This window comes from Litorilinea aerophila (genome assembly GCF_006569185.2).
GTDB classification, from domain to species: domain Bacteria; phylum Chloroflexota; class Anaerolineae; order Caldilineales; family Caldilineaceae; genus Litorilinea; species Litorilinea aerophila.
Window position 1 is genome coordinate 210,692 of record NZ_VIGC02000006.1, and the last position, 24,588, is coordinate 235,279.

Annotated in this window: 22 protein-coding genes; 14 read left to right on the top strand and 8 right to left on the bottom strand. The window is 65.9% G+C overall.

Features of this window, described 5'->3' with window-relative positions; all coding sequences use genetic code 11:
- The first annotated feature begins 110 nt into the window (after positions 1-110).
- From FKZ61_RS06300 to FKZ61_RS06350, 11 genes are all read left to right on the top strand, one after another.
- Entirely contained in the window at positions 111-653 is a 543-nt protein-coding gene (locus FKZ61_RS06300) for an NUDIX domain-containing protein (RefSeq protein ID WP_141609223.1), read from the top strand.
- Between the two features lie 16 nt (positions 654-669).
- Complete coding sequence (locus FKZ61_RS06305) at positions 670-1,341, top strand: TQO small subunit DoxD (protein ID WP_170199345.1); 672 nt, start codon at positions 670-672, stop codon at positions 1,339-1,341.
- Positions 1,342-1,353: 12 nt separating this feature from the next.
- Complete coding sequence (locus tag FKZ61_RS06310) at positions 1,354-2,031, top strand: TIGR04282 family arsenosugar biosynthesis glycosyltransferase (protein WP_141609225.1); 678 nt, start codon at positions 1,354-1,356, stop codon at positions 2,029-2,031.
- A 72-nt stretch (positions 2,032-2,103) separates the two neighbouring features.
- Positions 2,104-2,796 carry a glycosyltransferase family 2 protein gene (locus FKZ61_RS06315; protein WP_211358437.1) on the top strand — a complete coding sequence of 231 codons (693 nt, stop codon included), beginning with the start codon at positions 2,104-2,106 and terminating at the stop codon, positions 2,794-2,796.
- 11 nt (positions 2,797-2,807) lie between these two features.
- Positions 2,808-3,626, top strand: coding sequence for a methyltransferase domain-containing protein (locus tag FKZ61_RS06320; protein WP_170199347.1), 819 nt, complete (start codon positions 2,808-2,810; stop codon positions 3,624-3,626).
- Between the two features lie 19 nt (positions 3,627-3,645).
- The gene (locus FKZ61_RS06325; RefSeq protein WP_141609227.1) at positions 3,646-4,638 is read left to right on the top strand and encodes a radical SAM protein; all 993 of its coding nucleotides are present in this window, start codon (positions 3,646-3,648) and stop codon (positions 4,636-4,638) included.
- A gap of 119 nt (positions 4,639-4,757) precedes the next feature.
- Entirely contained in the window at positions 4,758-5,651 is an 894-nt protein-coding gene (locus FKZ61_RS06330; RefSeq protein WP_141609251.1) for a putative selenate ABC transporter substrate-binding protein, read from the top strand.
- A 23-nt stretch (positions 5,652-5,674) separates the two neighbouring features.
- Positions 5,675-6,415, top strand: coding sequence for a phosphonate ABC transporter ATP-binding protein (locus tag FKZ61_RS06335; protein WP_141609228.1), 741 nt, complete (start codon positions 5,675-5,677; stop codon positions 6,413-6,415).
- A 108-nt stretch (positions 6,416-6,523) separates the two neighbouring features.
- Positions 6,524-8,251 (top strand): PhnE/PtxC family ABC transporter permease, encoded by a 1,728-nt coding sequence (locus FKZ61_RS06340; protein WP_141609229.1) that lies wholly within the window; start codon positions 6,524-6,526, stop codon positions 8,249-8,251.
- Between the two features lie 443 nt (positions 8,252-8,694).
- The gene (locus FKZ61_RS06345; protein ID WP_141609230.1) at positions 8,695-9,732 is read left to right on the top strand and encodes a radical SAM protein; all 1,038 of its coding nucleotides are present in this window, start codon (positions 8,695-8,697) and stop codon (positions 9,730-9,732) included.
- On the top strand, positions 9,729-11,342 hold the full coding sequence (locus FKZ61_RS06350; RefSeq protein WP_141609231.1) for a DUF2029 domain-containing protein: 1,614 nt from the start codon (positions 9,729-9,731) through the stop codon (positions 11,340-11,342). Before FKZ61_RS06345 ends, FKZ61_RS06350 begins: the two co-directional genes overlap by 4 nt.
- A gap of 27 nt (positions 11,343-11,369) precedes the next feature.
- Here FKZ61_RS06350 and FKZ61_RS06355 read toward each other — a convergent pair whose 3' ends face one another.
- The 4 genes from FKZ61_RS06355 to FKZ61_RS06370 all read right to left on the bottom strand — a co-directional run bounded on the left by FKZ61_RS06355 (position 11,370) and on the right by FKZ61_RS06370 (position 14,230).
- On the bottom strand, positions 11,370-11,636 hold the full coding sequence (locus FKZ61_RS06355; RefSeq protein ID WP_211358439.1) for a glutaredoxin family protein: 267 nt from the start codon (positions 11,634-11,636) through the stop codon (positions 11,370-11,372).
- The gene (locus FKZ61_RS06360) at positions 11,633-12,403 is read right to left on the bottom strand and encodes a peroxiredoxin (RefSeq protein WP_141609253.1); all 771 of its coding nucleotides are present in this window, start codon (positions 12,401-12,403) and stop codon (positions 11,633-11,635) included. The genes FKZ61_RS06355 and FKZ61_RS06360 overlap by 4 nt, the downstream gene beginning before the upstream one ends.
- 189 nt (positions 12,404-12,592) lie before the next feature.
- Positions 12,593-12,991 carry a DUF6941 family protein gene (locus FKZ61_RS06365; RefSeq protein ID WP_141609232.1) on the bottom strand — a complete coding sequence of 133 codons (399 nt, stop codon included), beginning with the start codon at positions 12,989-12,991 and terminating at the stop codon, positions 12,593-12,595.
- A gap of 63 nt (positions 12,992-13,054) precedes the next feature.
- Positions 13,055-14,230 (bottom strand): SPFH domain-containing protein, encoded by a 1,176-nt coding sequence (locus FKZ61_RS06370; RefSeq protein WP_141609233.1) that lies wholly within the window; start codon positions 14,228-14,230, stop codon positions 13,055-13,057.
- Between the two features lie 340 nt (positions 14,231-14,570).
- Here FKZ61_RS06370 and pyrC point away from each other — a divergent pair, with 340 nt between their 5' ends.
- The 3 genes from pyrC (at position 14,571) to FKZ61_RS06385 (ending at position 18,730) form a co-directional block, all read left to right on the top strand.
- Positions 14,571-15,695 (top strand): dihydroorotase, encoded by a 1,125-nt coding sequence (gene pyrC / locus FKZ61_RS06375; protein ID WP_170199349.1) that lies wholly within the window; start codon positions 14,571-14,573, stop codon positions 15,693-15,695.
- Positions 15,696-15,833: 138 nt separating this feature from the next.
- Entirely contained in the window at positions 15,834-16,826 is a 993-nt protein-coding gene (gene pyrB / locus FKZ61_RS06380; protein WP_141609235.1) for an aspartate carbamoyltransferase, read from the top strand.
- Positions 16,827-16,834: 8 nt separating this feature from the next.
- Positions 16,835-18,730, top strand: coding sequence for a hypothetical protein (locus FKZ61_RS06385; RefSeq protein WP_141609236.1), 1,896 nt, complete (start codon positions 16,835-16,837; stop codon positions 18,728-18,730).
- Between the two features lie 277 nt (positions 18,731-19,007).
- Here FKZ61_RS06385 and FKZ61_RS06390 read toward each other — a convergent pair whose 3' ends face one another.
- The 4 genes from FKZ61_RS06390 to FKZ61_RS06405 all read right to left on the bottom strand — a co-directional run.
- Positions 19,008-21,614 carry a glycosyltransferase family 39 protein gene (locus tag FKZ61_RS06390; protein WP_141609237.1) on the bottom strand — a complete coding sequence of 869 codons (2,607 nt, stop codon included), beginning with the start codon at positions 21,612-21,614 and terminating at the stop codon, positions 19,008-19,010.
- A 77-nt stretch (positions 21,615-21,691) separates the two neighbouring features.
- Positions 21,692-22,357, bottom strand: a complete 666-nt coding sequence (locus FKZ61_RS06395) for a hypothetical protein (RefSeq protein WP_141609238.1) — start codon at positions 22,355-22,357, stop codon at positions 21,692-21,694.
- A 929-nt stretch (positions 22,358-23,286) separates the two neighbouring features.
- Entirely contained in the window at positions 23,287-23,643 is a 357-nt protein-coding gene (locus FKZ61_RS06400) for a hypothetical protein (RefSeq protein WP_141609239.1), read from the bottom strand.
- Positions 23,644-24,012: 369 nt separating this feature from the next.
- On the bottom strand, positions 24,013-24,588 hold a 576-nt coding region (locus FKZ61_RS06405; protein WP_211358441.1), incomplete at its 5' end, for an IS1634 family transposase.

A 24,588-nucleotide genomic window follows, 5' to 3' on the forward strand; every position in this document is an offset into this window, starting at 1 on the left:
CTTGCCGGGCCTGCCACGTCCCCCTGGCGTTGAGAGCCTGCCCAACGACAGGCCAGCCGCCGGCCCTGCGACCCACAACCGAATCCAGCCCGATCCAGGAGAAGCTGCCCATGCCGCCACGCCCATGGAAGACCCTGTCCAGCCGCCCTGTGTATGAAAACCCGTGGATGTGCCTCCGGGAGGACATTGCCGAGTTGCCCGATGGCCGAACCACCCTGTACGGCGTGGTGGATTTTGGCGAGTGCGTGGGCGTTTTGCCTTTTGTGGACCCGGATCATGTGATGCTGCTGCGGCAGTATCGCTATGTCTTCGGGGAGAACCACCGCTGGGAGATGCCCACAGGCGGAATCAAGGCAGGAGAGACGGCCGAGGACGCCGCCCGCCGGGAGCTGCAGGAGGAAATCGGCTATACCGCTGGCCGCCTGGAATGGGTCAGCACCTACTATACGTCCAAAAGCATCTGCCACGAGATCGCCCACCTCTACCTGGGCTACGATCTCCGCCAGTCCAGCCTGCCCCCGGATGAGACTGAATTCTTCGAAGTGGCCGTCTTCCCCTTCGAAGAAGTATTGGAGATGGTCCGGCGTAGTGAGATCCGGGACAGTATGACCGTCATCGCAGTGCTTCATGCGGCCCTCTCCCGCCAGGGCTGAAAGGAGTGACCATCCATTGACCGCCCTTTCCACGCCGTCTGCGGACCCTGCCAGCTGGGAACGCCGTCTGCGCACCCTCACCGTGATCATCGGCCGCCTGGGGCTGGCGTACCTCTTCTTCACCCAGCTCTTCTGGAAGCTGCCGCCCACCTTTGGCTGTACCAACGACTTCGCCTTTCCGGTGCCGGCCGCCCAGAACTACTGGGAAGGAAACGGCAGCGGCGGCCTCTGTTTCTGGCTGGGCATGGAGTCTATCTACGCTGACCAGCCCCGCCAGGTGTTGGTCGCCGATATGCGCCCGGCGGGCCTGCCCCGTATCGGCATCACCATCACGCCCCTGGCCCGCTTGAACGCCCTGCTCATCGACAACGTCATCCGGCCGGGCATCGCGGTCTTTGGCTGGCTGATCTGGCTGGCGGAGTTCTGGATCGTCCTCTCCATGGCCCTGGGGTTCCTGACGCGGCTGGGCGCCCTGGTGGCCATCGGCGTATCCCTGCAGCTCTACGTTGGCCTGGCCAACATCCCCCGGCCCTACGAGTGGGAATGGTCCTACGGCACCATGGTCCTGCTGGCGGTGGTCCTGCTGGGGGCCGGGGCGGGGCGCCACTTCGGGGTGGATGCTGCCCTGCGCCGCCGATTCTCAGGGCGCAGCGGACCCGTGGCGCGGCTGGTCCAACTGTTGACCTGAGGGACCGGGCCCATGCGCTTCCTCAGTGTGGTGGCCAAGCGGCCGGCGCCCGGCCAGACCAAGACCCGGCTCTGCCCCCCCCTGGATGGCACGGCCGCGGCGACGTTGTATGCCTGTTTCCTGCAGGATACCCTCTCCCTCATGCGCCAGGTTCCCGATGTCTGCCGGACGCTGGCCTATGCGCCGCCGGAGGAGCTGGCCTATTTCCGGGCGCTGGCGCCTGATTTCGCCCTGGTGCCCCAACAGGGTGCGGACCTGGGTGAACGGCTGGACAACCTCCTCACCGGGTTGCTGCAGGAAACCGGGACGCCTGGCCCCAGCCAGGCCGTGGTCATGGACAGCGACAGCCCTACCCTGCCGCCAGCCTATCTGGCGGACGCCTTCCAGGCGCTGGATCAGGGCGCCGATGTGGTCCTGGGGCCGTGCGACGATGGCGGCTACTACCTCATCGGCCTGACCCGGCCCCAACCCCGGCTGTTGCGGGAGGTGACCATGAGCACCGACCATGTGCTCCAGGATACCCTGGCCATTGCCCGGGAGCTGAGGCTCGCAGTGGCGCTCCTGCCCACCTGGTATGATGTGGACACCGCGGCCGAGCTGGAACGCCTGGAACAGGAGCTGGCCACCCTGCCGGCCACCGTGGCTCCGGCTACCCGTGGCTGGTTCGCCGCAAGGGGATTGGGGGCGTAGGGGATTGGGAGGGCAGGGCACTGTGCCCATCACCCAATCCCCCAGTCACCTTGTCACAGAAATCAACCCTTTATGCGACCCATGCTGCCTACGGATGTGGCCCTGATCATTCCAGCGTTGAACGAAGCGGCCTGTATCGGTCCCCTCCTGGCGGAGTTGCCACCGGGGGAGGCGGCCGAGGTGGTGGTGGTGGACAACGGCTCCACCGATGACACCGCCGGAGAGGCCAGGCGGGCCGGCGCGCGGGTGGTTCAGGAGCCCCGTCGCGGGTACGGCTACGCCTGCGCGGCGGGGGTGGCCGCGACGTCGGCGCCCCTGGTGGCCTTCATGGACGGGGATGGCAGCTTCCTGCCTGCGGAGTTACCCCGGCTGGTGGCCCCCCTGCGCCAGGGCCAGGCCGACCTGGTGGTGGGCTCCCGGATGCTAGGCGGCATGGCGCCGGGGTCCATGCCCCTCCACCAGCGCCTGGGCAACCAGTTCATCGCGTCCATCCTGCGGCGGCGCTACGGCCTGCCCATCACCGACCTGGGGCCGTTTCGGGCGATTCGGCGCCAGCTCCTGGAGCACCTGGACATGCAAGAACGCACCTACGGCTGGCCGGTGGAGATGTTGATCAAGGCCGCCCAATGTCAGGCCCGGGTGATGGAGCTGCCGGTGACCTATCGTCCACGGCTGGGCGGCCATTCCAAGGTGGGAGGCCATCCCATCGGCACCGTCCGGGCCACCTATCGCATCTTCCAGGTGCTGGCCCGCTACAGCCAATGACACTATCGACCATGTCACGAGAGAACCCCTGGTCCAACCCAGATCGTCTGCCAGCCGAGGAAGCCCAGGATCTGGCTCGCTTCATCGACCAGCGGGCTGCCCGGCCCGACCAGCGACAGGCCCACGACGCGCTGTTGGCTGCCCTGGCCCCCCAGGCCGGCGAACGTCTGCTGGATCTGGGCTGTGGCAGCGGTGTGTTGACCCGCAGGCTGGCCGCCCAGGTGGGCCCCAGCGGTGAAGTGGTGGGGGTGGACATCAGCCGGGCCATGCTGGACTATGCCCGGCAGCAGACAGCGGCGGACCAGGTCTCCCCGGCGCCACGCTACGAACAGGCCGACGCAACCTCCCTGCCCTTCCCGGATGGCTATTTCCACGGCGCCCTCATGGCCCGCACCCTGATGCACGTGCCCGAGCCCCAGGCCGTGCTGGCGAAGCTGCGCCGGGTGGTGATCCCCGGAGGACGTCTGGCCATCCTGGAGGCGGATTGGGGCACGGTGGCCGTGGACCACAGCCAGCGGGAGTTGACCCGCCGGATTCTTGCCTGGCGCACCGACCACGTGGACGGCAACAACTGGATGGGCCGCCAGCTGGTGCGCCGCTGTCTGGAGGCCGGCTGGCAGGTGCGTACGGTCCAGGGCCTGGTCTCCATTGGCCGAAACGAGGAGACCACCCACTTCGGCAGCCTGCGACGCTGTGCGGCTTTGGCCCTGGAACAGGGCGTCATCACCCAGGCGGAGCACGATGCCTGGGTCGCTGAGCTGGATGAGCGCCTGGCGGCCGGGCTTTTCTTTGCCAGCATCAACGAGTATATTGTGGTGGTAACGGCATAGGGAACGACAGGAGGAAACCATGTCCTATTCGGTCGGCATTGGCCTGACCAATGCCTGCAACCTGGCCTGTGCCCACTGCTATCGCCCCACTGAGCGCATCGACTACGTGCCCCTGGAGCAGATCCAGGCCATCTGTGAGTCGTTGCCAGTGGGCAGCATGGGCATGGGCACCGGCGAAAACATCCTGCACCCCCAGTTTGAGGCCATCGTGCGCTACCTCCACGGCCGGGGCGTGAAGCTGAGCATCGCCTCCAACGGCCACAGCATCATGACCATGAGCGATGAGCTGCTGGCCATGTTCAATGACCTGGAGCTTTCCATCGACTACCCCACGGCCGAGCAGCAGGACGCGCTGCGGGGACCCGGCAACTGGGATCTGGTCCACCGGGCGATTGAGCGTTGCCACGCGGCCGGCAAATCGGTCTCCATCCTGGCCACCCTCATGTGCACCAACTACCACCTGATGGACCGGATGGTGGAGCTGGCCCGCTCCCTGGGCGCGCACCTGCGGGTCAACGTCTACCAGGCGGTGCGCACCGACGCTTTCCGCCTCACCTATGAGCAGTTCTGGGAGGCCTACCAGCGCCTCTTCTCGGCCGGTAAGGTGGTGAGCTGTAGCGAGCCCATCGTGCGCGCAGCCATGGGCCTGCCCGACGTAGCTTCGCCCTGCGGCCACAACAGCATTCGCTTCGACATGCGGGGGCGGATCATCCCCTGCGTCTACTGGCCCGTGGTGGAGCACGAACCCTACACCATCGCCGATCTCCCCGGCCGGGGCGAGTCGGTGCTGGAACACCCCTTCTTTGCCGATGCCCGCACCATCCCATCCACCGCGGCCGCTTGCCCCTGCCAGGGGGGCTGCGCCAGCCGCCGCGCCATCAACGGCCGTCTGGACGACCACGACGAATACTGCCCCTGGGCCCGGGGCGAAACCATCGACCTGGCCTGGGAGGCCGCCCCCGCGGTGGACCTGGTGCGCAGCCGCAATGTCTGTACGACGATCGTCGCGTGATAGATATGGTAGACGGTAGTCAGTAGTCGGGCGTCTACTGTCTACCTCAAACATTACCATCGCAAAAGGAGAAGAACATGACGGCACCGTATCGTCGATATCGTCGATTCTGGCTTTGGATGGCCCTGTGGTTGGCTGTAGCTCTGGGGCTGACCGCCTGTGTGGCACCGGTTCAGCCTGGGGCGACAAACGGCGCCATGCAGACGGTAGAGCGGCCCCTGGTGATCTCCGCCATCCCTGACCAGGATCCGGAGAAGCTCCAGCGCCTCTATGGCCTGGTGGCCGACTACCTGGCCCAGGAGCTGGGCATCCCGGTGGAATACAAGCCGGTGACCGACTACGCCGCTTCGGTGACGGGCTTCAAGGTGGGCGACCTGGATCTGGTCTGGTACGGCGGCCTGACGGGTGTGCAGGCCCGGCTGCAGGTGCCTGGCGCCCATGCCATCGCCCAGCGGGACATCGACGAAAAGTTTGTGAGCGTCTTCATCGCCAACACGGCCAGCGGCATTACCAGCCTGGAGGATCTTCCGGGCCACACTTTCACCTTTGGCAGCGAATCCTCCACCTCGGGCCGGCTCATGCCCCAGTACTTCCTCCAGCAGCATGGCATCCAGCTCAGCGATTTCAAGGGGCAGCCGGGCTTCTCAGGCTCCCACGACAAGACCATCGAGCTGGTCACCGCTGGCGCCTACGATGCTGGTGCCCTCAATGCCCAGGTCTGGAACAGCCGGCTGGCGGAGGGGCGGGTGGACACGGAGCGGGTGCAGGTCTTCTACACCACGCCGGAATATTACGACTACCACTGGGTGCTCCACCCCAGCGTGGTGGAACGCTACGGCGAGGAAATCGTCACCCGCATCCAGGAGGCCCTCTTCAAGTTGGACCCGGCCAACCCTGAGCACAAGGAGATCCTGGACCTGTTTGGCGCCCAGAAATTCATCCCCACCCAGGATGAAAACTACGCGGCCATCGAGGCGGTGGCCCGTGAAATCGGCCTGATCGTCGAGCCGTAGGCGGCCTCCCCCGAGCTGACGCCATGGAACCCATCTTCGTGCTCGACAATGTGACGGTCCGCTTCGGCAACCTGGCCGCGCTGGAGCAGGTCAACCTCACCATCCAGCGGGGGGAGCGGGTGGCCCTCATCGGCCCCAGCGGCGCCGGCAAGAGCACCCTCCTGAGCCTGCTCAATGGGACCCAGCGGCCCACCCAAGGGGAAGTGCGGGTCCTGGGGCGGCCCCTGGCCCGCCTCTCCCCCCGAGAGCGTCAAGCCATCCAGCGGCGCATCGGCACCGTCTACCAGCAGTTTCACCTGGTGGAAAATTTGCGGGTGATCCACAACGTCAACGCCGGCCGTCTGGGCTCCTGGCCCCTGTGGAAATCCCTGATCTCCCTGGCCTGGCCTTTGGGGGTGGACCAGGCGGCCGCGGCGCTGGCACAGGTGGGCATCCCCGAGAAGCTCTTCGCCCGCACCAGCGACCTGTCGGGCGGCCAGCAGCAGCGGGTGGCCCTGGCCCGGGTGCTGGTCCAGAACCCGGATGCCATCCTGGCCGACGAGCCCATCTCCAACCTGGATCCGGAGCGAGGGCGGGAAATCATGGACCTGCTGGTGCACATCAGCGAGACGACCGGCAAGACCCTGGTGGTGAGCCTGCACGCCATCGAGTTCACCCAGAGCCACTTCCACCGCATTGTCGGCCTGCGCCAGGGGCGGGTCCAGTTTGACTGCCCGGCCGGCGCCGTGGATGGCACCTTGCTGGCCGGGCTCTATCAGTTGTAATATCAGGAATTCTCTCCTGCGTTTCTCTGCATCTTTGCGCCCTTGCGCCTTTGCGTTAAAAAATACCCTTTCTGTGAAATCTGTGGTTTCCGCAGTGGACTCCAAGTCATGACACGAGGCAGCACCGTGACGGAACTGAGCCTCTCCCGCCCATCTGCCCGGCCCATCCGGCGGCCGTCCCCCTGGAATGGCCGCAACGGGGTGCTGGCTGTGGCCCTGCTACTGGTGGGCTGGTCCCTGGTGCGGGCCGGGCTGCTGGAGGGCGAACTGGTCAACGCGGGGGGGTGGGTCCTGGCCCTGCGCTTTGGCCGGGCCGCCCTGCAGCCGGATTTGACCCCGGACCTGCTCAGCCTGACATTGCATTCCACCCTGATCACCCTGGCCTACGCCGTCTGTGGTACGGCCTTGAGCCTGGCCATCGGCGTGGTAGGCGGCATCCTCTCGTCGGAAGTCTGGTGGCAGACGGTGCGGGCCTCTCAAGGAGAAGGGGGCCTGGTGGCCGGCGGCGCGCCCTGGCTGGTGGTCCGCTCCCTCCTGTCGGTGCCCAGGGCCATCCACGAAGCCATCTGGGGACTCATCTTCATCAACATCTTCGGCCTGGACCCGGTGAGCGGCATCCTGGCCCTGGGCATCCCCTTCGGCGCCATCACCGCCAAGGTCTTCAGCGAGATCCTGGACGAGACGCCCCGGGGGGCCCTCCAGGCGCTGCGGGCCGGTGGTGCACCGCCCCTGGCGGCTTTTTTCTACAGCCTGATCCCCCAGGCCTTCGCGGACCTGCTCAGCTACACCTTCTACCGTTTCGAGTGCGCCATTCGTTCGGCCACCATTCTGGGCCTCATCGGCGCGGGCGGCCTGGGCTACCAGATCTTGCTGAGCCTCCAGTCCCTGCGCTACGAGCAGATGTGGACCTTCCTCTACGCCCTGATCCTGCTCTGTGGACTGACCGACCTGTGGAGCGCCCGCCTGCGCTGGCGCCTGAGCCTCTCCCGGCCCCTGGCCGTCTGCAAGGTCACTGATGGGGAGGCCACAGCCGGCCCTAACGACCGGCTCTTCCGCTCCTCCCTGTGGCTGGCCTTGGGGCTGACCCTCTTTTCCTTTTGGTTTATCGGCGCCCGCTGGGAGCTGCTGTGGGCACCCCGTAGCGGCCAGTTGTTTCGGGAGATGGTGGCCACCATGTTTCCGCCCCGGCTGGAGCTGGCCTTCTGGCGGGAGCTCACCGTTTCGGCGGTGGATACCCTGGCCATGTCCATTCTGGCCAGTGCTGTGGCCGGGGTGGGGGGGATGCTGTTGGCATTTCCAGCGGCGGGTGCCGCCTGGTTGGGGGGCGGGGCGGAAGACGCCGTCGGCTGGATGGTTCGGCCTGTTGCCTGGTTCACCCGGGGCCTTCTCCTGTTGACCCGCTCCATCGCGGAGCCCATCTGGGCGCTGCTGGCCATGTTCGTCCTTTTCCCCGGCCTGTTGCCTGGGGCGGTGGGCCTGGGCTTGTACAACCTGGGCATCCTGGGGCGGCTCAACGCGGAGGTGGTGGAGAACCTGGATGAGCGTCCTACCCGGGCCATCCAGGCCCAGGGGGCCAGCCGGCTGCAGGCCTTTCTCTACGCGGTCTGGCCCCGGGCCCTGCCCCGTTTTGTGGGGTATGCCCTGTACCGTTGGGAAGTCTGCATCCGGGCTACGGTGGTGGTGGGTCTGGTGGGTGCAGGGGGGCTGGGGCGGCTGCTCCAGGAACAGCTGGTCCGCTTCGACTATCACAGCGTCAGCGCGACCTTGTTGGTCTTTTTCCTGTTGACCGGGCTGGTGGACCTGGGGAGCGCGTGGGCCCGGCGACTGCTGCGTTGAACAGGGCGGATGTCGGTTTTCGTAGGGGCGGGCCCCCGTGCCCGCCCGATGGCGCCGGACCCAGGTGGGTAAAGGGCCGGCGACGGATGCGCAGGCCGGGATGTGGGGGCGAAACATGTTTCGCCCCGATTGAACCCTGATAGGTGAAGGGATGGCGACGGATGCGCAGCTTCGAGCTGCGCCTACGACAGGGGGGACCGGTGTCCCGCAGGTGCGGTCTCTGGCCGCACGGTGGCCCTCGATTTGAGGGGACGTGGGTGTCCTGTAGGGGCGGGCCCCGTGCCCGCCCGATGGCGCCGGACCCAGGTGGGTAAAGGGCCGGCGACGGATGCGCAGGCCGGGATGTGGGGGCGAAACATGTTTCGCCCCGATTGACCCCCGATAGGTGAAGGGACGGCACCGGTTTTCGGTAAGCGCCGGCCGCGATTGGAAAGGAGCGCACCATGGTACAAATTCATTTGGAGGACCGGGAGACCCAGGTAGCCCGCTTGCCCACCCAGCTCTACATCGAGGTCACCAACCACTGCAACTCCCTGTGCGTCTCCTGTCCGCTGACCTATGACCACTTCTTGCCCTTCGAGCCCAAACATCATCTTTCTTGGGAAAATTTCTGCCGGATCGTGGATCAGCTCCCCGAGATCCACCGGGCGGTGCTCCATGGCATCGGCGAGCCCCTGCTCAACCGCAACCTGCCCCGCTTTGTGGCCCACCTGAAGGAGCGGGGCGCCCACGTCCTCTTCAACACCAACGGCGTCCTGCTGGACCAGGCGCGGGGGGATGCCCTGGTGGAGGCCGGCCTGGACGAGCTCCGGATCTCCCTGGACGCGGTGACGCCGGAACTCTACGCCCGGCTGCGGGGGATCGACGCCCTGCCCCGCATCGTGGAGAACCTGCGGGCCTTTGTGCGACGCCATGGGGGGCGGGAGCGCCCCCGGGTCTCCCTCTGGTTTGTGGGCATGCAGGAAAACCTGCACCAATTGCCGGACTTTGTGCGGCTGGGCGCGGCGCTGGGGGTGCCCGAAGTCTACCTCCAGCGGTTGGTCTACTTCGGCGACGGCCACCGCATCGCCGAGGACGCCACCATGGTCCCGGAGCAATCCCTCTTTGGCACCCTGGAAGAGCAGCAGGCGGCCCTCATTCTGGAATGTGAAGCCCTGGCCGACCAACTGGGGCTGACCTTCCGGGCCTCCGGTGCCACCACGCCCCATGAGAGTGTGGCGGTCCGGGGCGATTCCCCCTGGCAAGGATGCCTGCGGCCGTGGACCCTGATGTACATCACGGCCAATGGCAACGCCCTGCCCTGCTGCATCGCCCCCTTCGCCACGCCCAACTACCCGGATATCGTCCTGGGCAACGTCTTCCAACAGCCCCTGGCCGAGGTCTGGAACAGCCCGCGCTACCAGGCCCTGCGGGAAGCCGTCCTCAGCACCGACCCGGCTCCCTGGCCCTGCCAACATTGCGGCGTGAAGTGGAGTCTATGACCCGTTGCTTCCGCCTCCTTAACCGCCTCGTTTTCTTCCCCCAGCTCCGGCCTTCCCCGGGCGTCCTTGCCCTGCTGGGGGCGTTGACCCTGCCGGGCTATGCCTGGATCGCGTGGCGTTACCCCCTGTGGGATTCCTTCCAATGGCCCCGGGGCGGCTGGTTCCCTCCGGAACGGGCCGAATGGGGGCCGTTGCCCGTGCACCTGGCCGTCTACCTGGCCCTGACCCTGCTCTGGATGGGCGGCCTGCACGTGGCCCTGGCCCTGGGCAGACGTGGGGAGCGCCTGGCCCGGGGGCTGGTGGTGGGGATCTGGCTGACCGCGTCCCTGCTCCTGCTGGCCGCCACGCCCGCGGGCGACTCCCACGACGTCTACGACTACCTGTATCGGGGGCGGCTGCTGGTGGAGCAGGGGGTGAGCCCCCTGGCCGTGGCGCCCCAGGAGACGGTGCGGCAGGCCTTCTACCGTTACACCGCCTGGAAGCGCCATGTGGATACCTACGGCCCGGTGTGGGAATATGCCAGCGGCGGCGTCTCTTGGCTGGTTCAGCAGGGCCTGCGCTGGCGGGGGGCCTGGGCACCCACCGCGCCCACCTGTCCCCTCTCGGAGCGCTCCTGCGTCATGCTGGCTGCCTATGTCACCGGCTACCGGCTGCTGTCCATCCTGCTGGCCGGCGTGACGGGCTTCTTCATCTACCGGCTGGTGTCGCGGGAGGAGCCGGCCCACAGCCTGGCCGCGCTGGTCTACTGGCTCTGGAACCCGGTGGTGATCCTGGCCACGGCCCTGGGCGCGCACAACGACGCCCTGATGCTGGTCTGGCTGGTGGGGGGGCTCCTCTGCCTGCAGGCGCGGCGGCCGACGCTGGCCTGGCTGGCCCTGCTGCTGGCCGCCCACGTGAAGCTGACGGCCCTGATCTGGGCTCCCCTCTGGGGGCTGTGGCTCTGGCGGCAGCAGGGGCTGGGCCGGGCTGTGGGGAGCGGCGTGGTAGCCCTGGCTGTGGGCTTGCCTGTCTCCTGGCTGCTCTACCGGCCCCTGGGGGGATGGGAAACCCTGCCCCGCATGCTCCAGGAGCGCATGTTGTTCGTGGCCAATTCCCCGTGGCAGCTGGCCTACCACCTCCTGCGTGAGCAGGGCTGGCCCCTGGATGTAGCCCGCTTCTACACCATCCGCGTGCCTACCTATTTGTTCGTCCTGCTGGCCGTGGCCGCGTCCGCCTGGCTGGCCTGGCGCGGCGCGTCTGACTCACCCGGACGGCAGCTCTGGCGGGGGATGCTCCTGGTGGCGTTGCTCTACCTGGCGGTGGGGAGTTTCTGGTTTCAGCACTGGTACGTGCTCTGGGCGGCGGCGCCGGCGGCGCTGCTGCCCCACGGGCTGATGGCCCGCCGGGTGTTGCCCTGGCTGGGGTGGGGCGCACTGGCCAGCAACGTGGTCTACGATGTGTTGACCCGCCAGCCGGAGCCGGTGGTCTCGCGGACGGCACTCTACGCGGGGATGGTGGCCATCATCTGGGGGCCGGCCCTGTTGGCCTGCGCTGGGTTGGCCTGGCGCAGGCTACGGCTGAGACGCCTCCAGGGGGTGGAGGCGTCTTCCTGGCCATCCCCGGCCCGGTGAGGTCAGGCCGGGGCTGTGGGGAGGATGTCACGCGTAGGCGTGGCTGCGCAGGGCCCAGTTCACTTCTTCCAACGTGGGCTCGACCAGGACATTGCCGTCTATGTACAGCACCGGGTTCACGTCCCGGCCGGTCCACCAGCGAACTTGAGCCCGGGCCTGGGGATCCCGGTCCATGTCTCGGTAGACATAGGGGACGCCCAGGCGGTCCAGGTAGCGCCGCAGCATCTGGGTGTGGGCGCACCAGCGCCTGCCGAAGAGCTGGATGTTGGGTGCATAGCCGAGCATCCCGATCATGCGACCACCTCCTTCACAGGCGAATGGGCCTCCTCTGCGGTGGCCGGTTCGGCCGTGCCCTGGTTCACCCGGTCCAGCGCCTCGAACAGCTCGTAGATGTCCGGGATGTGGTGGAGCTGGGGCGAGACGTGGGCGTAGCGAATGATGCCCTCGCCGTCCACGATGTACAGCGCCCGCTCGGAGAAGCCGTCCTGCTCCCGGTAGACGTTGTAGCGGCGGGCCACCGCGCCCTTGGGTTCAAAGTCGGAGAGCAGCGGGAACTCCAGGCCCCGCAACAGGGCCCAGGCGCCGTGGCTGTAGATGGAGTCCACCGAAATCCCCAGCAGCACCGCGCCCCGCTTGCGGAATTCGTCCAGCTCCATCTGGTACAGGGAAAGCTGGTCGCTGCAGGCCGGGCTCCAGTCCAGCGGGTAGAAGACCAAGACCACGGGCTTGCCCCGGAAGTCGGACAGGCGCACCGGGCGACCGTTGGCATCCGGCAGCTCGAAGTCCGGCGCGGGGGTACCCACCGGCAGGCCGCTGTTCTGGGCCGGGCCTTCCATGGCCGGCGCGTGCTTGTGATAGCTCATCAGTTGTTCCAGCTTGCGGAAGGCCTGTTCATTTTCCGCCTGCGCGCCGCCGGGCAGGTTGCCCACCCGCCAGGTTTCCTGGATCATGGCGTGGAGCAGGGCCAGGGCGTCCTTCACCGGCCCGGCCGGCACCTGGGATTCCAGCTGAGAGAAGGATTCCTGCAGCTCCTGCAAACGCTGATGGCGAAGGTTGGCCATGAGCATAGGTCTCCTCCTTTCTGTGTTCTGGCATCCACCGATTGCATCGATGACTTCGCTATGGTTCCTTTATGGGGATCTATCGCGCAGAAACGTTATAGGGAAGTTAGTGCGCCCGGGCTGAATGTTAGCCTTCCATTGGAGGTATGCAAGCGTTTTGTCTGCACCGTGGGACGGAGATGGAGGGGGCTAGCCCGATTTTTGCTCCATCAGCTTGACGAAGAGGGGGCTGGAGCCCAGCTGGATGCCGTCCACGGCCACTTCGATGGCATACTCGCCGGCTTCCTTGAACTCCAGGGTGTTGGCGTTGACGATCATATTCACCGCGCCGCTCATGCCGCCGCCCAGCTTGATGACCACATGGCCGGCCACATTCAGAATGGGCCGGCCATCCGCGTCGATGACCATGATGCGCACCGTGTGGTCTCCCTCCTCGATGCGGGAAACCCGGAAGCGCATGACGATGGCGCAGTGAGGATAGCGAAAGGGCAGGGCGGGCACCAGCAAGGAGTCGGTCGCCCCCAGGATGTTCAGGCGCCCGCCGTATTCCGTCGCCGCATCGCAAAAGGTCAGGATCTCCAGTTGCATGGTCGCGCTCCCCCCTGTGCCGGGGCCGCTGCTGGATGGTGAATGGGCCGGGCGCCGGCGCCGTCAGGGCGTGGTCTGGGCGGCATCGGCCGTGCCTGTCTCGATGGTGGGGACAATGCCAGGGCCGGGCAGAACCAGGGTGGGGATGGTACCTTCCGGCGTGAAGATGATCTTGTCGCTGGGCTGGAGCGCGCTGGCGTTGGCCTGGACCATCATGAGCTGGAGATAGCCGGGGTTGGCCGCGTAGAGTTCGGCCAGGGCCAGTTGCACCGCGATCTCCGCCTTGGCCTTTTCCGTGGCCGCGCGGGCCCGGGCGCTCTGGATCTCCAGATCCAGCTGGGCCGCCAGCAGCTCGTTTTCCTTCTCTGCCTGGATGATGGCCCGCTCTGCCTCCACCCGGGCCAGCTCGTTGGCCCGTTCTGCCTCGATGACGGCCCGCTGGGCCGCGATCTTCTGTTGCTCCAGCTCGGCCAGGGTCTTCTGCTGGCGGGCTTCCTCCTGGATGCGGCTCTGCTGGATGCGGATTTCGCCCTCCTGCCGGGCCTGCTCGGCGGCCGCCTCTGCCTCGGCCTTGAGCTTGTCCTGGGCTGCCTTTTCCGTCTGGAGCCGACTCTGGACGATCTCGTCCAGCCGGGCCTGGACCTCCGGCGAGAGGATCACCTCGGGCACGGCCACGTTGTCCACCCGCAGGCCATAGTTCTGGGCCAGTTTGTTGAGCTCGTCGTCGATGCACTCCCGCAGCTCATCCCGTGCCGTGCCGATGACCGCGTCGTCGAAGTTGCGGTTGCCCACGCACACCTTCATGGCCTGCTTGGCCCGATCTTCGATGCGCACCCGGGCGGCATCGTCGCTCAGGTAGAGCTCGCTGTATTCGGCCCAGAGGGACTTGAGCAGGTCCTTCTCCTCCAGGCGAGGCCGGAAGACATCCCCGGTCACCATCAGGCCGATGCGCTGCTTGTCCCTGGTGATCAGCTCTTCGTCACCCACGCTGAAGGGAATGGCCTGGCTGGAGACCCGCTTCAGCTCCACGAAGAGGCCGAAATCGCTGTAGACGCCAGGGCCCACCACATCTTTGATGCGCCCGCTTACAAATTGGACGCCCACCTCTCGCTCGTCGACCCGTTCGAAGAAGTAAAAGAACTGGCTGGAGAAGCTGAAGATCAGGAGCAACACGATGATGGCCAGCAACGCCAGCACGATGGGGCGCATGGGGAGGGAGAGTCGGGTTGAATTGGACATGGCGTGCCTTTCTGCAATCTGGTTGTCGAGACCTGTTGGAAGCCCCGGCAGAGATTCGTCGCTGGTTTCCGCCAGGAGGGATGTCGTTGAATTGCGGCTGTGGGATTTCCGCCCGCCTGTCGTAGCCCTGGGGCGGAAGCGGGTTGTGGCAAGGTCGGCCCCTTTCCCACAGCAGCCACTGTTTCTGGCCGACCTATTGTACCCGGGAACCGCCAATGCCCCAAGATAGCTGCCGGTACAACGACATTGGCCATTTGGGCCTTTGTGCCGGGATGACTACAATGTCAGGGATGGTGGGCCGATGGGCCCACAGAAACCGCCCCATGGCATGGGAGGAGCAATGGCCATTGAACGCCTGCCCGGCCTGGTGGATGCCCACGTGCATCTGCGAGAGCCGGGCTACGAACATAAAGAGGATTTCTACACCGGCACTGCCGCTGCCCTGGCTGGCGGCGTTACCACCGTGCTGGATATGCCCAACACCAACCCGCCCACATCCACGCCGGAACGCCTGGCGGAAAAGGCCCGGCTGGCCCAGGCCAAAGCCGTCTGCGATGTGGGCCTTTTCGTGGGCGCCACCCGCACCGAGGGCGACGCCTACCTGCCGGCCGCCCACCGGGCCTGCGGCCTGAAGATCTATGTCAACGACACCTTCGGCAGCCTGCGCATCGACACCCTGGATCTGCTGCATCGCCTCTTCCGCACCTGGGCCGAACGGGCCGCCCAGATCGGCTACCGCTCGCCCGAGAATCCCCACGGACTTGGCCCCGTGGCCGTCCACGCGGAAGAGCTCATGGTGCCCGCCTGCCTGGCCCTGAGCCAGCTCTACGACGTCCCCCTGCACGTGGTCCACGTGAGTCGGCGCAGCGAAATCGAGACCATCCGCCGGGCCAAGGAGCGGGGCGTGCAGGTGACCTGCGAGGCCACGCCCCATCACCTCTTCCTCAGCATGGAAGATCTCCCCCGTCTGGGGTCGCTGGGGGACATGCGGCCCCGGCTGGCCACCCCCGACGACGTGGCCGCACTTTGGGAGCACCTGGCGGCCATCGACATCTTCGCCACCGACCACGCGCCCCACACCCTGGCCGAGAAGGGGCTCCAGGGCCAGCCGGTGGAATCCCCACCGCCCGGCGTGCCCGGGGTGGAGACCATGCTGCCCCTGCTCCTCACCGCGGTCCACGCTGGCCGCCTCACCCTGGAGGACGTGGTCCAGCGCTGTGTCACCGCACCCCGCCGCATCTACGGCCTGCCCGAACAGCCGGACACGGTGGTGGAAGTGGATGTGGATGCCCACTACACCCTGGAAAACCAGGCCATGCACACCCGGGTGGGCTGGACGCCCTTCGCCGGCATGCCCGTCTACGGGCGGGTGCAGCGGGTCATCTTGCGGGGCAGGACCGTCTACGAGGAGGGCCGGGTGCTGGCCGAGCCGGGCAGCGGCCGGGTCCTGTTTCAACCCACGTGACAGAGATGTTGGGGCGCCGACGGAACATGCAACCGTCGGCTTTTTTATGGAAACCAACGAACGCCCAGTCGGTTCTTGGCGGCGAGCCCCACTATGGGGCAAACCCGCAACGTGAAAGGATAGCAAAGGAACAGGCCAATGGTAGATTCAAATGCAAAAGTGACCTTAAAAGATGTGGGGCAACAGCCCGGCCATAACCGGGACAACGGCTTCTACGGCCAGGACATCATCAGCGTCAGCCAGTTCGACCGCACCCGCCTGGAGTACATCTTCAACGTGGCCCACGAAATGCGGGTGCTGGTGGAGCGCTTCGGCAGCGCCGACCTCCTCCAGGGCAAGATCCTGGCCAACCTCTTCTACGAGCCCAGCACCCGCACCAGCTCTAGCTTCATGGCGGCCATGCTGCGCCTGGGCGGCCAGGTGATCCCCATCAACAACGTCCAGTACAGCTCGGTGACCAAAGGCGAAAGCCTGCCGGACACGGTGCGCACCCTGGAATGCTACGCCGACGTCATCGTCCTGCGCCACCCGGAGGTGGGCTCCGCGGCCACCGCCGCCCGCTACGCCAGCAAGCCGGTAATCAACGCCGGCGACGGTGTGGGCGAGCACCCCACCCAGGCCCTGCTGGACCACTTCACCATCGTGGAGGAGCTGGGCGGCGTGGATGGCCTCAAGGTGGCCATGGTGGGCGATTTGAAGTACGGCCGCACGGTCCACAGCCTGACCAAGCTGCTCACCAACTACGACGTGGAGTTCGTCTTCGTCAGCCCGGACATCCTGCGCATGCCCGAGGACGTGCTGGACGTGGTGCGGGCCTCGGGCCACCGCTTCACCGTCACCGAGGATGTCCACGACGTCATCGGCGAGGTGGATGTCCTCTACGTCACCCGGGTCCAGAAGGAGCGCTTCAGCGACCTGGCCGAGTACGACCGGGTGAAGGACCAGTACGTGGTGGACCCCGAGCTGATGCAGCGGGCCAAGGAGCGCATGATCGTGATGCACCCCCTGCCCCGGGTCAACGAGATCAGCTACGCGGTGGACGACGACCCCCGGGCCGCCTACTTCCGCCAGATGCGCAACGGCATGTACATCCGCATGGCCCTGCTGGCCGCCGTCCTGGGGAGGGCGTGAGGCTGACCGTGAGAACCCTGCACCCGGGTCACCCTGGAGCCCTCTTCCTGGCTGCCTTGCTCTGCCTGGCCGCCCTCCTGGCCGCGGGGACGCCCGCGGCCAGGGGCCAGTCTGAAAACGGCGACGAGGAAGTGGTCTACATCGGCCAGGACGGCGTGATCCGGGTGTGGGACCCCACCCCGGTGAACGGTCGGGAAGTCCAGTGGGTCAGCCCCTCCGCCGGCTGGATCGATCTGGCCCTGGGCGATTTCAACGCCGACGGCGACTTTGAGATCGTGGCCATCGGCGCGGACGGCGCCACGGGCAAGCTGGCTGTCTTCGACCCGGTGGTGGTGGGGCCGGCCCCCAATCCCGACCAGGTCATCAACGGCATCCCCTGGGATACCCTCTACGCGGTCAACCTGCCGGGGATCCCCTCCCTGGTGGCCACCGGCGAGTTCGACACCGCCCGGCCCGGCCACGAGATCATCTACAAATACCTCCTCCCGGTTCAGGATCGGGTCAAGCCCGACGACCCCTTCCGCTTCGTGATCCTGCGGGCAGCCGCCGCCCAGCCCGACGGCCGCAGCTGGAACGTCCTGACCACCCAAGACACGGGCAATGATTGGACCCAGGTGGCCGCCGGCAACCTGGACGGCAGCGGCATCGACGAGATCGCCCTGGTGGATCGGGAGCGGGGGAACCTGAGCGTCTACCGGGTGACGGCCAACGGCTTTGAGCGCTTCTACCGCAACTCTGCCCAGGAGCGGCCCTGGCAGGCGGTGGCCTTCGGCCAGTTCCTGGCGGGCGGGCCGGCCGAGCTGCTGGCGGTCCGTTCGGCCGACTCTCCCCTGGCCAACCTGCTGGCCTTCCAGTACGTGGCCGACACCCTGGACGACTTCTACAGCCGCTTCTTCCTGCCGCCGCCCAAATTCGTCTTCCTGGCCGATGTGGACGGCGACGGGGACGACGAAGCAGCCATGCTGCGGGTGGTGCGGCCGGAGTTCGAGCCCCGGGCTCGCCTCTTTATCCGTTCCAACAACCGGGATGACTGGATGGAGGACACCCTGGACGCGGACAACGGCTACCGGGTGGGCGCGGGCGGCGATGTGGATGGCGACGGCCGGGACGAGTTGGTGATCATGCGGGACAATCGCCTCCGCCTCTACACCCAGCCGGAGATCGATGTGTCCCGGGTAGAGCGGGAGGTGGGCACCAACGAACACAGCATCCAGATCGCCAACCTGGATGCCAACGGTGTGGGCGACCGCCCCCGGCTGGGCGCCGCGCCCACCACCCTCTCGGTGGAGCTGGTGGCCAACGCCGAAAGCGATCCCTACGGCATCGCCGTTTCGGATGTGACCACCGGCTCGGCGGTGCCCATCTCGGCGCGGCTGGAGAGCTCCGTTGCGTGGATCAGCAGCCTCTCCCTCTCCAGGGACACCACCCCGACCACGGTGGAGGTGCGCTTCAACGCCCGGGACCTTCCCCTGGGCACCCACACCACCCGGCTCATCGTGGAGGCCGAGGAGGCCGGCGTGGACAATTCACCCCTCTTCGTGAATCTGACGCTCACCGTTCGCCCCGGCCTGATCCTGGATCCGGAAAGCCTCAATTTTCACTACGTCCCGTGCGGCCCGAATTTGCCTGCCCAGACCCAGGCCCTGCACGTGGGTGGTACGGCCGGCCTGAGCTACGCCGCCACCATCACCGACGAGGCCGCCTGGCTGGAGCTGGACCAGGCCAGCGGCACCACGCCGGGCACGGTTCTGGTCACGGTGAATCCCAATGACCGCCCCGCCGACTTCGTGAGCACCGGCGTGCGGGTGGTGGCCAGCACCGAACAGGGCGTGGTGGAACAGGTGGCCCGGGTCAACCTCCTCTGTGCGGCCAGCCAGATCTTCCTGCCAGTCATCGCCCGCTAAGCCTCGCGCCGGGCGCGACTCGTCGGGGCGAAACATATTTCGTCCCCAAGCCGTTGCCATTCCTCCACCCGCCTGGGTGTGGCACCATCGGGCGGGCACGGGGGCCCGCCCCTACGGGATACCCACGCCCCCTCAAATCGGGCGCCACCGTGCGGCCTCTGGCCGCACCTACGGCACGGGATGCCATCCGCCTTGGGCCAATGGGGGGCGAAAAATCTGTGGAATCTCTGGTTCCTGCCATGGAACCAGCGCCGTTCTCCGGGTGAACGGCGTGCTCCTATGGGCGCGGAATCGCGATCTCCCCAATCTCCACCCCGTCCACCGGCCAGGGCCGCCAGGGGCGGCGGGCGGGAATGGCCAGGCCATCGCTGGTCCGCACCAGGCCGACCACCAGGCGATAGCGGCCTGGCGGCAGGTCCGGCGCCAGGGGCAGGTGCAGGCGATCCCACACGGGCACGCCGGCGGGCCACGCGCCGCTGGGGTAGCTGTCGCCGCCCAGGGGTTCCCGCCACTGCTGGCGCAGACGGCCCTGGCCATCCTGGAGCGACAGCACCGCGGCGTAGGTGTCCTGGTAGGGGCTGGGATTGGGCCGCCAGATGAGATCCAGTGTTACCGCAGCGCCGGGGGCCGGCGTGGGCGTCTGCACGCTGGCCTGGAGCAAGTCGATGTAGTCGAAGCGGGCCAGCCTGGGCCAGGCGGCCGGCAGGGGCAGCGCCTCGGGAGGGGGCGTCACCGTGACCTGGCCCAGCAGCCAGCGCTGGCCGAAGCGGCTGCGCTCTCCCTCGGGCACGGCCAGGGGTTCACCGTTCTCCCGCCGGTAGACCACCAGTTCCAACCGGTAGGTGCCGGGCCGCAGGGCCAGGGGGATGGGCAGGCCCAGCACCTGGATCTGCCCGGTGGCGGGCCATTCGGCCACGGGCGGCAAGGGTCCCTGATCCTGCTGGGCCCAGAGCTCGTCCTGGGCGTCGTAGAGACGCAGGCTCATGGCCAGATCGCCCGGGGGCTCTGTTGTCCGCGCCCAATCCAGCGCCACATAGAGCCAGGAGCCGGCCGCCTGTTCCTGGGGCTGCCAGTGTTGGATCAGCCGGAGCGGGTCGCCGAAGGTCACCCCATCGGCGATCGCGGGATCCGTGGGTGCGGCCGTGCCCTCCGTCTCGAAAAGCTGGAGCCGCAGGTAGTCCCGGCCCGGGTACGCCTGATCCAGCAGCAGCCGCCCGTGGTCGGCCAGCCAGGTCCGGATGAGCCCGTTGGGATCACTCACCGTGTCGTAGATACGATAGTGCCAGATGCGGCGGTAGTGGCTGGCCAGCTGTTCCAGGGCGGCCTCGGTCTCCTGGGCGTCCATGGCGAAGAAATCGCTGGTGGGGGAACCCCAGCCCAGTTGGGGGGAGCCGTCCACGCTACCGGTGCGTACCAGGGGTACGGTTTGGCGTCTCTCGGGCCGTGGGGGCACCCCCTTCGCGTAGTCGGTCAGGCGTTGCAGGGGGCCCAGGGGAGGGGGGAGGCTGTGGGCCGGGTCGGTCCACTGGGCGGGCCAGTAGGTGGTGAGGGCCGTGTAGGCCCAGCCTGCGTTGACCAGGATCACATCCCCTGGGCGCCAGGCCTGGGCCAGGTCGGCCACGGCCTGGCGGTGGTCGTCGCTATGGTAGCGGGGGTTCTGCCAGAACTGGTGGAGGCTCCAGCCGCTGGCCACCACCAGGAGCGCCGCCACGGTCGTCTCCAGGAGTTGGGAGCGTCGGCCCAGGGCCAGGATCGCGGCGGCGGCCATGAGCGCGAAGGGGGGGGCGTAGGTGAAGAGGTAGCGCACATGGTAGAGGGGGGTGACCGTCAGGCTGATGAGCAGGATGAGGGTCGGGGGCACCAGCACGTAGGCGGGCAGGATCCAGGCGGGTGGATTTTCGGCGACCCTTCCAGGGCGTCCCCACGACTTCTTCGTGTAGCCAAAATAGGCGAGCAGGAGAAGGATGGCGGCCAGGGCCCAGGGCCCGTAGCGACCGGCCGGCGGGCTCTGGCCCACCACCAGCGCACCCAGGGCTTCTGCCAGGGAGGCGGCCACGTCGGCGGCTCCCTGCCACGGGGGACGCCAGGGAGGAACCGGCGGCTCCAGGGCCTGGCGCACGAAGATGGGCAGCCAGGGGAGCCAGAGGAGCAGGGCGGCTGCCTGGGCGGCCAGCCACCGGCCCAGATCCCGACGCAGGGGGCGTCCCCGGCCCACGAGCCACATCATCGCGATCAGGTTGAGGGCGGCCAGGGCAAAGGCGAAGTAGTAGAGGGTGTAGAGGCCCAGCGCGGCCGCGCCGGCGTAGACGGCCAGCCAGCGATGTTGGGCTGGCCGCGTCCCGGCCGGTGCACCGATGGCCAGGGCCTGGAGCAGGGCCCACAGGCAGACCAGGCCCAGGCTGCTGCCCAGGGTGTACATGCGCACTTCCTGGCTATACCAGATCTGGAAGGGGTGGATGGCTGCCAGGCCCATCCCCAGCAGCGCAGCGGAGGGCCGTTGGTTGTGGTCCAGCAGGCGCCGGCCAATGGGGTAGAGCAGGGCGACGGTGAGCAGGCCGAACCAGAGGCTGGGCCAGGCCAGGATGAACTCCAGGCCGGTGGGGGGCAGGCCGGTTGGGGAAGCCCCGCCGGCCACCTGGAGCCAGAGATGGAGCAGGAGGTAGTAGCCGGGCGGGTGGATGTCGCCAGCGGTGTGGGCCAGCATGGCCGGGATGGGCTTGGCAGCCAGGAGTGCGCTGACCGTCTCGTCGTACCAGAGGGACTCCGCACCCAGGCGATGAAGCCCCAGGCCGAAGGCCAGCAGCAACGCGGCCAGGGTAAGGGCCCGGTGGTAGCGCCGGATATCCAGGCGGGTTTGGGGCGATGGACGGGTGATGGCGTTCACCGGGCAGATGCTATCACAGGTAGCGGAGGCCGCGCAAAGGCGGAGGTCAGGGGACGGACGCTCCCTGCGAACGGAGGTTACTGGCCTTCGCCAGCGGCTTCTCCGTTGGCTGATGGTTGAAACTGAATGGTTTTGCTGTGAGGAGCGGTGAGGTCAAGCCCGGTCAGCGTGACGGAATGAGGTACATCGAAGATCAAGATGCAGGAATTGGTTGCTCCCGGGTTGATTATGTCGCAGACCCGATCTTCGTATTCATAGCGATTGCCGGCTTCATCAATGCCCAGCATTTCATCCATGGTGTAGATTTCAAAGGGAGCGTCGCTCAGGTTGGTCACATTGGATTCCACGACGATCAGTTTTCGAGCTGGCGAGGATGGTTCGAAGGTGCGGAATCCATGGCTATACTCGTCTGTATACTCACGAATTTCTGTAATTTGCCAGTCCAGGTTGCCAACGCGGGAAGCCTCGGAAGCCTTCAGGCTGACATTGTCCAGAATCGAGGTGGCGTCGATGTCGAGCATGACTGGGACTTTGAGCTGGTAAATTTGCCCGTTGATGTTGAGTTCGACGGTGGCGAAGAGAGGAAGCTGTTGCTTCAAGGTAAGCGTGGCAGTGCCATCTGTACTGTCCAGGGTGACCACTTCAGATTCAACCGGTGCAGATTCGGTATCCTGACCGTGGGTAACAACGGTGCCGATGAATAGGGCGAGGGCAGCAAGGGTAAGGATGAGAAGCTTTTTCATGGGTAAACCTTTCCGTTCCGTGTGCAATGGATTCCACAAACTTTATTTGGCACGCTGTTGCTTGATTTCTCGAATCACATTTGCCAGCGTCTTCCCGGCAAAGAGCTCATCGCGCTCTTGGACGTAATCCCCAAATCCGCTGGTGAATTGTTTCAAAAAGTGCACTTGCTGGCATCCTCAATCTCAATCCCTATAACCAGCAGTTCACGATTTCGACGCGGAGTCGGCATCTGAGGATGCCGACCCAGGCGGGACAGCGCCGCATCTGAGGATGCTCACTCCGCCAATGGGCAACAATCGTGAAGTACTGAATTTGATATACAACATGTCGGTCTCAGGATGGTGTCTGAAGTAAGCCGTCGTTTTCATCTCCCACTGCCAGCGATGTTTGAACGTAAGTTATAGCCGAGCACGGCGCAGTCTGCTGGACGGCCTGCACTTAGCTCGCCACCTGCTTTCTGCGTTCCACTATTTCTCGTAATAGAAACCCATTCTCTTACTGCTTGTTGCCATCCAGCAAGTAATAACTTTGTTGCCTTCATTTTGCTCTTTCACCCAAAGCCACCCAACGGATTCACAGATTTTATAGCCACCCACGGCGGGCCGGAGGCCCGCCCTACGGACGTGTTGTACCCAATCCGGACAGGTGGAGGGACGGCGACGGCTGCGTAGCTACTGGGGTGGCATCGGAGGATGCCAGCACCGCGTCGCGATGGTTGCCCATGGGCGGAGGAGCATCCTCCGATGCGGTGTAATCCGTGGAATCTGTGGCTGAAAATAAAATGTAAAGATCGTGTCTATCACGTGCTTCCTGCACGGTTGCAATCACGCCTACAATTACGCCGCCGGCACCGAGCTCACCTGCCCGCCGTAGCGCCAGCGGAGGCGGGGCGGCTGCAGTGGGGGGCAAGTTAATCAGGACTGGACAATCATTTACGGATAAACGGCAGAAACACGCGACATGCGTTTTGAGGTTCCCACACCCAAATCCAGTCTTTGAACTCAGCTTTATGCATTACGCGGATTCCACTTGGCTCTGGATACAAGCTAATGATCTCCGCCTGAAGCCGGGCTGCTGTCTCCGTTCCCCACGTTTCCGGTTTAGCAGTCCCGGTCAAACAACTGGGATAGCTTCTGCCGTCTATTTTTACTGAGGTTGTTCCTCGCCAAAAGTCGACCATGATTCTGATTTCGTGCCACTGAGTGTCAGGAGTCAGATACCCAACGCCTTCCCACTGACCGCCGTTCATTTCTGTCCAAGCCCGTATTTCACCAAAGATGTCCATCCAGGGGTTCAGTATCCATTGAAATCCCACCCCATAGTCCAGCCGAGTCCTACTGCCATCCCAAACGAAAATACCGCCTTCCAAGGTCTGTGCATTCCAGTCAGCGTTACTGGTAGAAGGTAAGTAGGGAAGTCTAAACTTAAATCCACACGTATGTACGTATTCAAAGGCGTTATCATCTATTATCCTGGTAAAAGTAATATTATGCGCCATTATTCGGCGTCGACGAATATTGGCTCGCAGTTCGCTGTAGGTGTCGTAGTGAATTGTCTCTATATCGCTTATGCTTACTGGTGGTTCTCCTGGAGCAGCGTAGATCCCATCACCAACAACGACTTCCCAACCAGAAAACCTATGGTTCGCTCATTTTTAGGGTGGTTTGGCGGAATCGGCGCAGAGCCTGGCGTAGATCTCTGTCGAGAAGTCCAACAAGGCGAGGATGCGCTGTTGCACCTCAGACAGAGGGGTCAGATGACGATGGGTTCGATGAGGCTCCTGAATCACCGTCAGGGTGATCTCCTGGAAGGCCTCCAGGAGACGCTCCGCCGTCGGCCGCGCTGTGGCTCGTGTGGGATTGCCGGCATACAACCCGGCCAGTTTCTCTCCTGTCGCCGCCAAGTTGCGGCGGACGACGAATTCCAGCAGCGTCAGCACGCGCAGGCCGATGGCCAGCAGCCGGATCAGGCCGGTGGCTCGATCATCCCGTTGGAGATACATGGGGGTCAACGAGAGCGGCCGCCCCTTCAGACGCCCCATGCCCCGTTCAATGATGTACTGCTCCCGGTAGGCCAGCACGGCCTGCTGCAGGGAAAGCAGTTCCGCCGGGGCATTGGTGGCATAGACCCGCCAGCCCAGCCGAGCAAGGGCCTTCTGCAGCGCCGCTTCGTCTACTTCCACCGTCACCCGGACTTCCCGCTCCTGGCGAACGGTTGCCGGCCTGCTTCG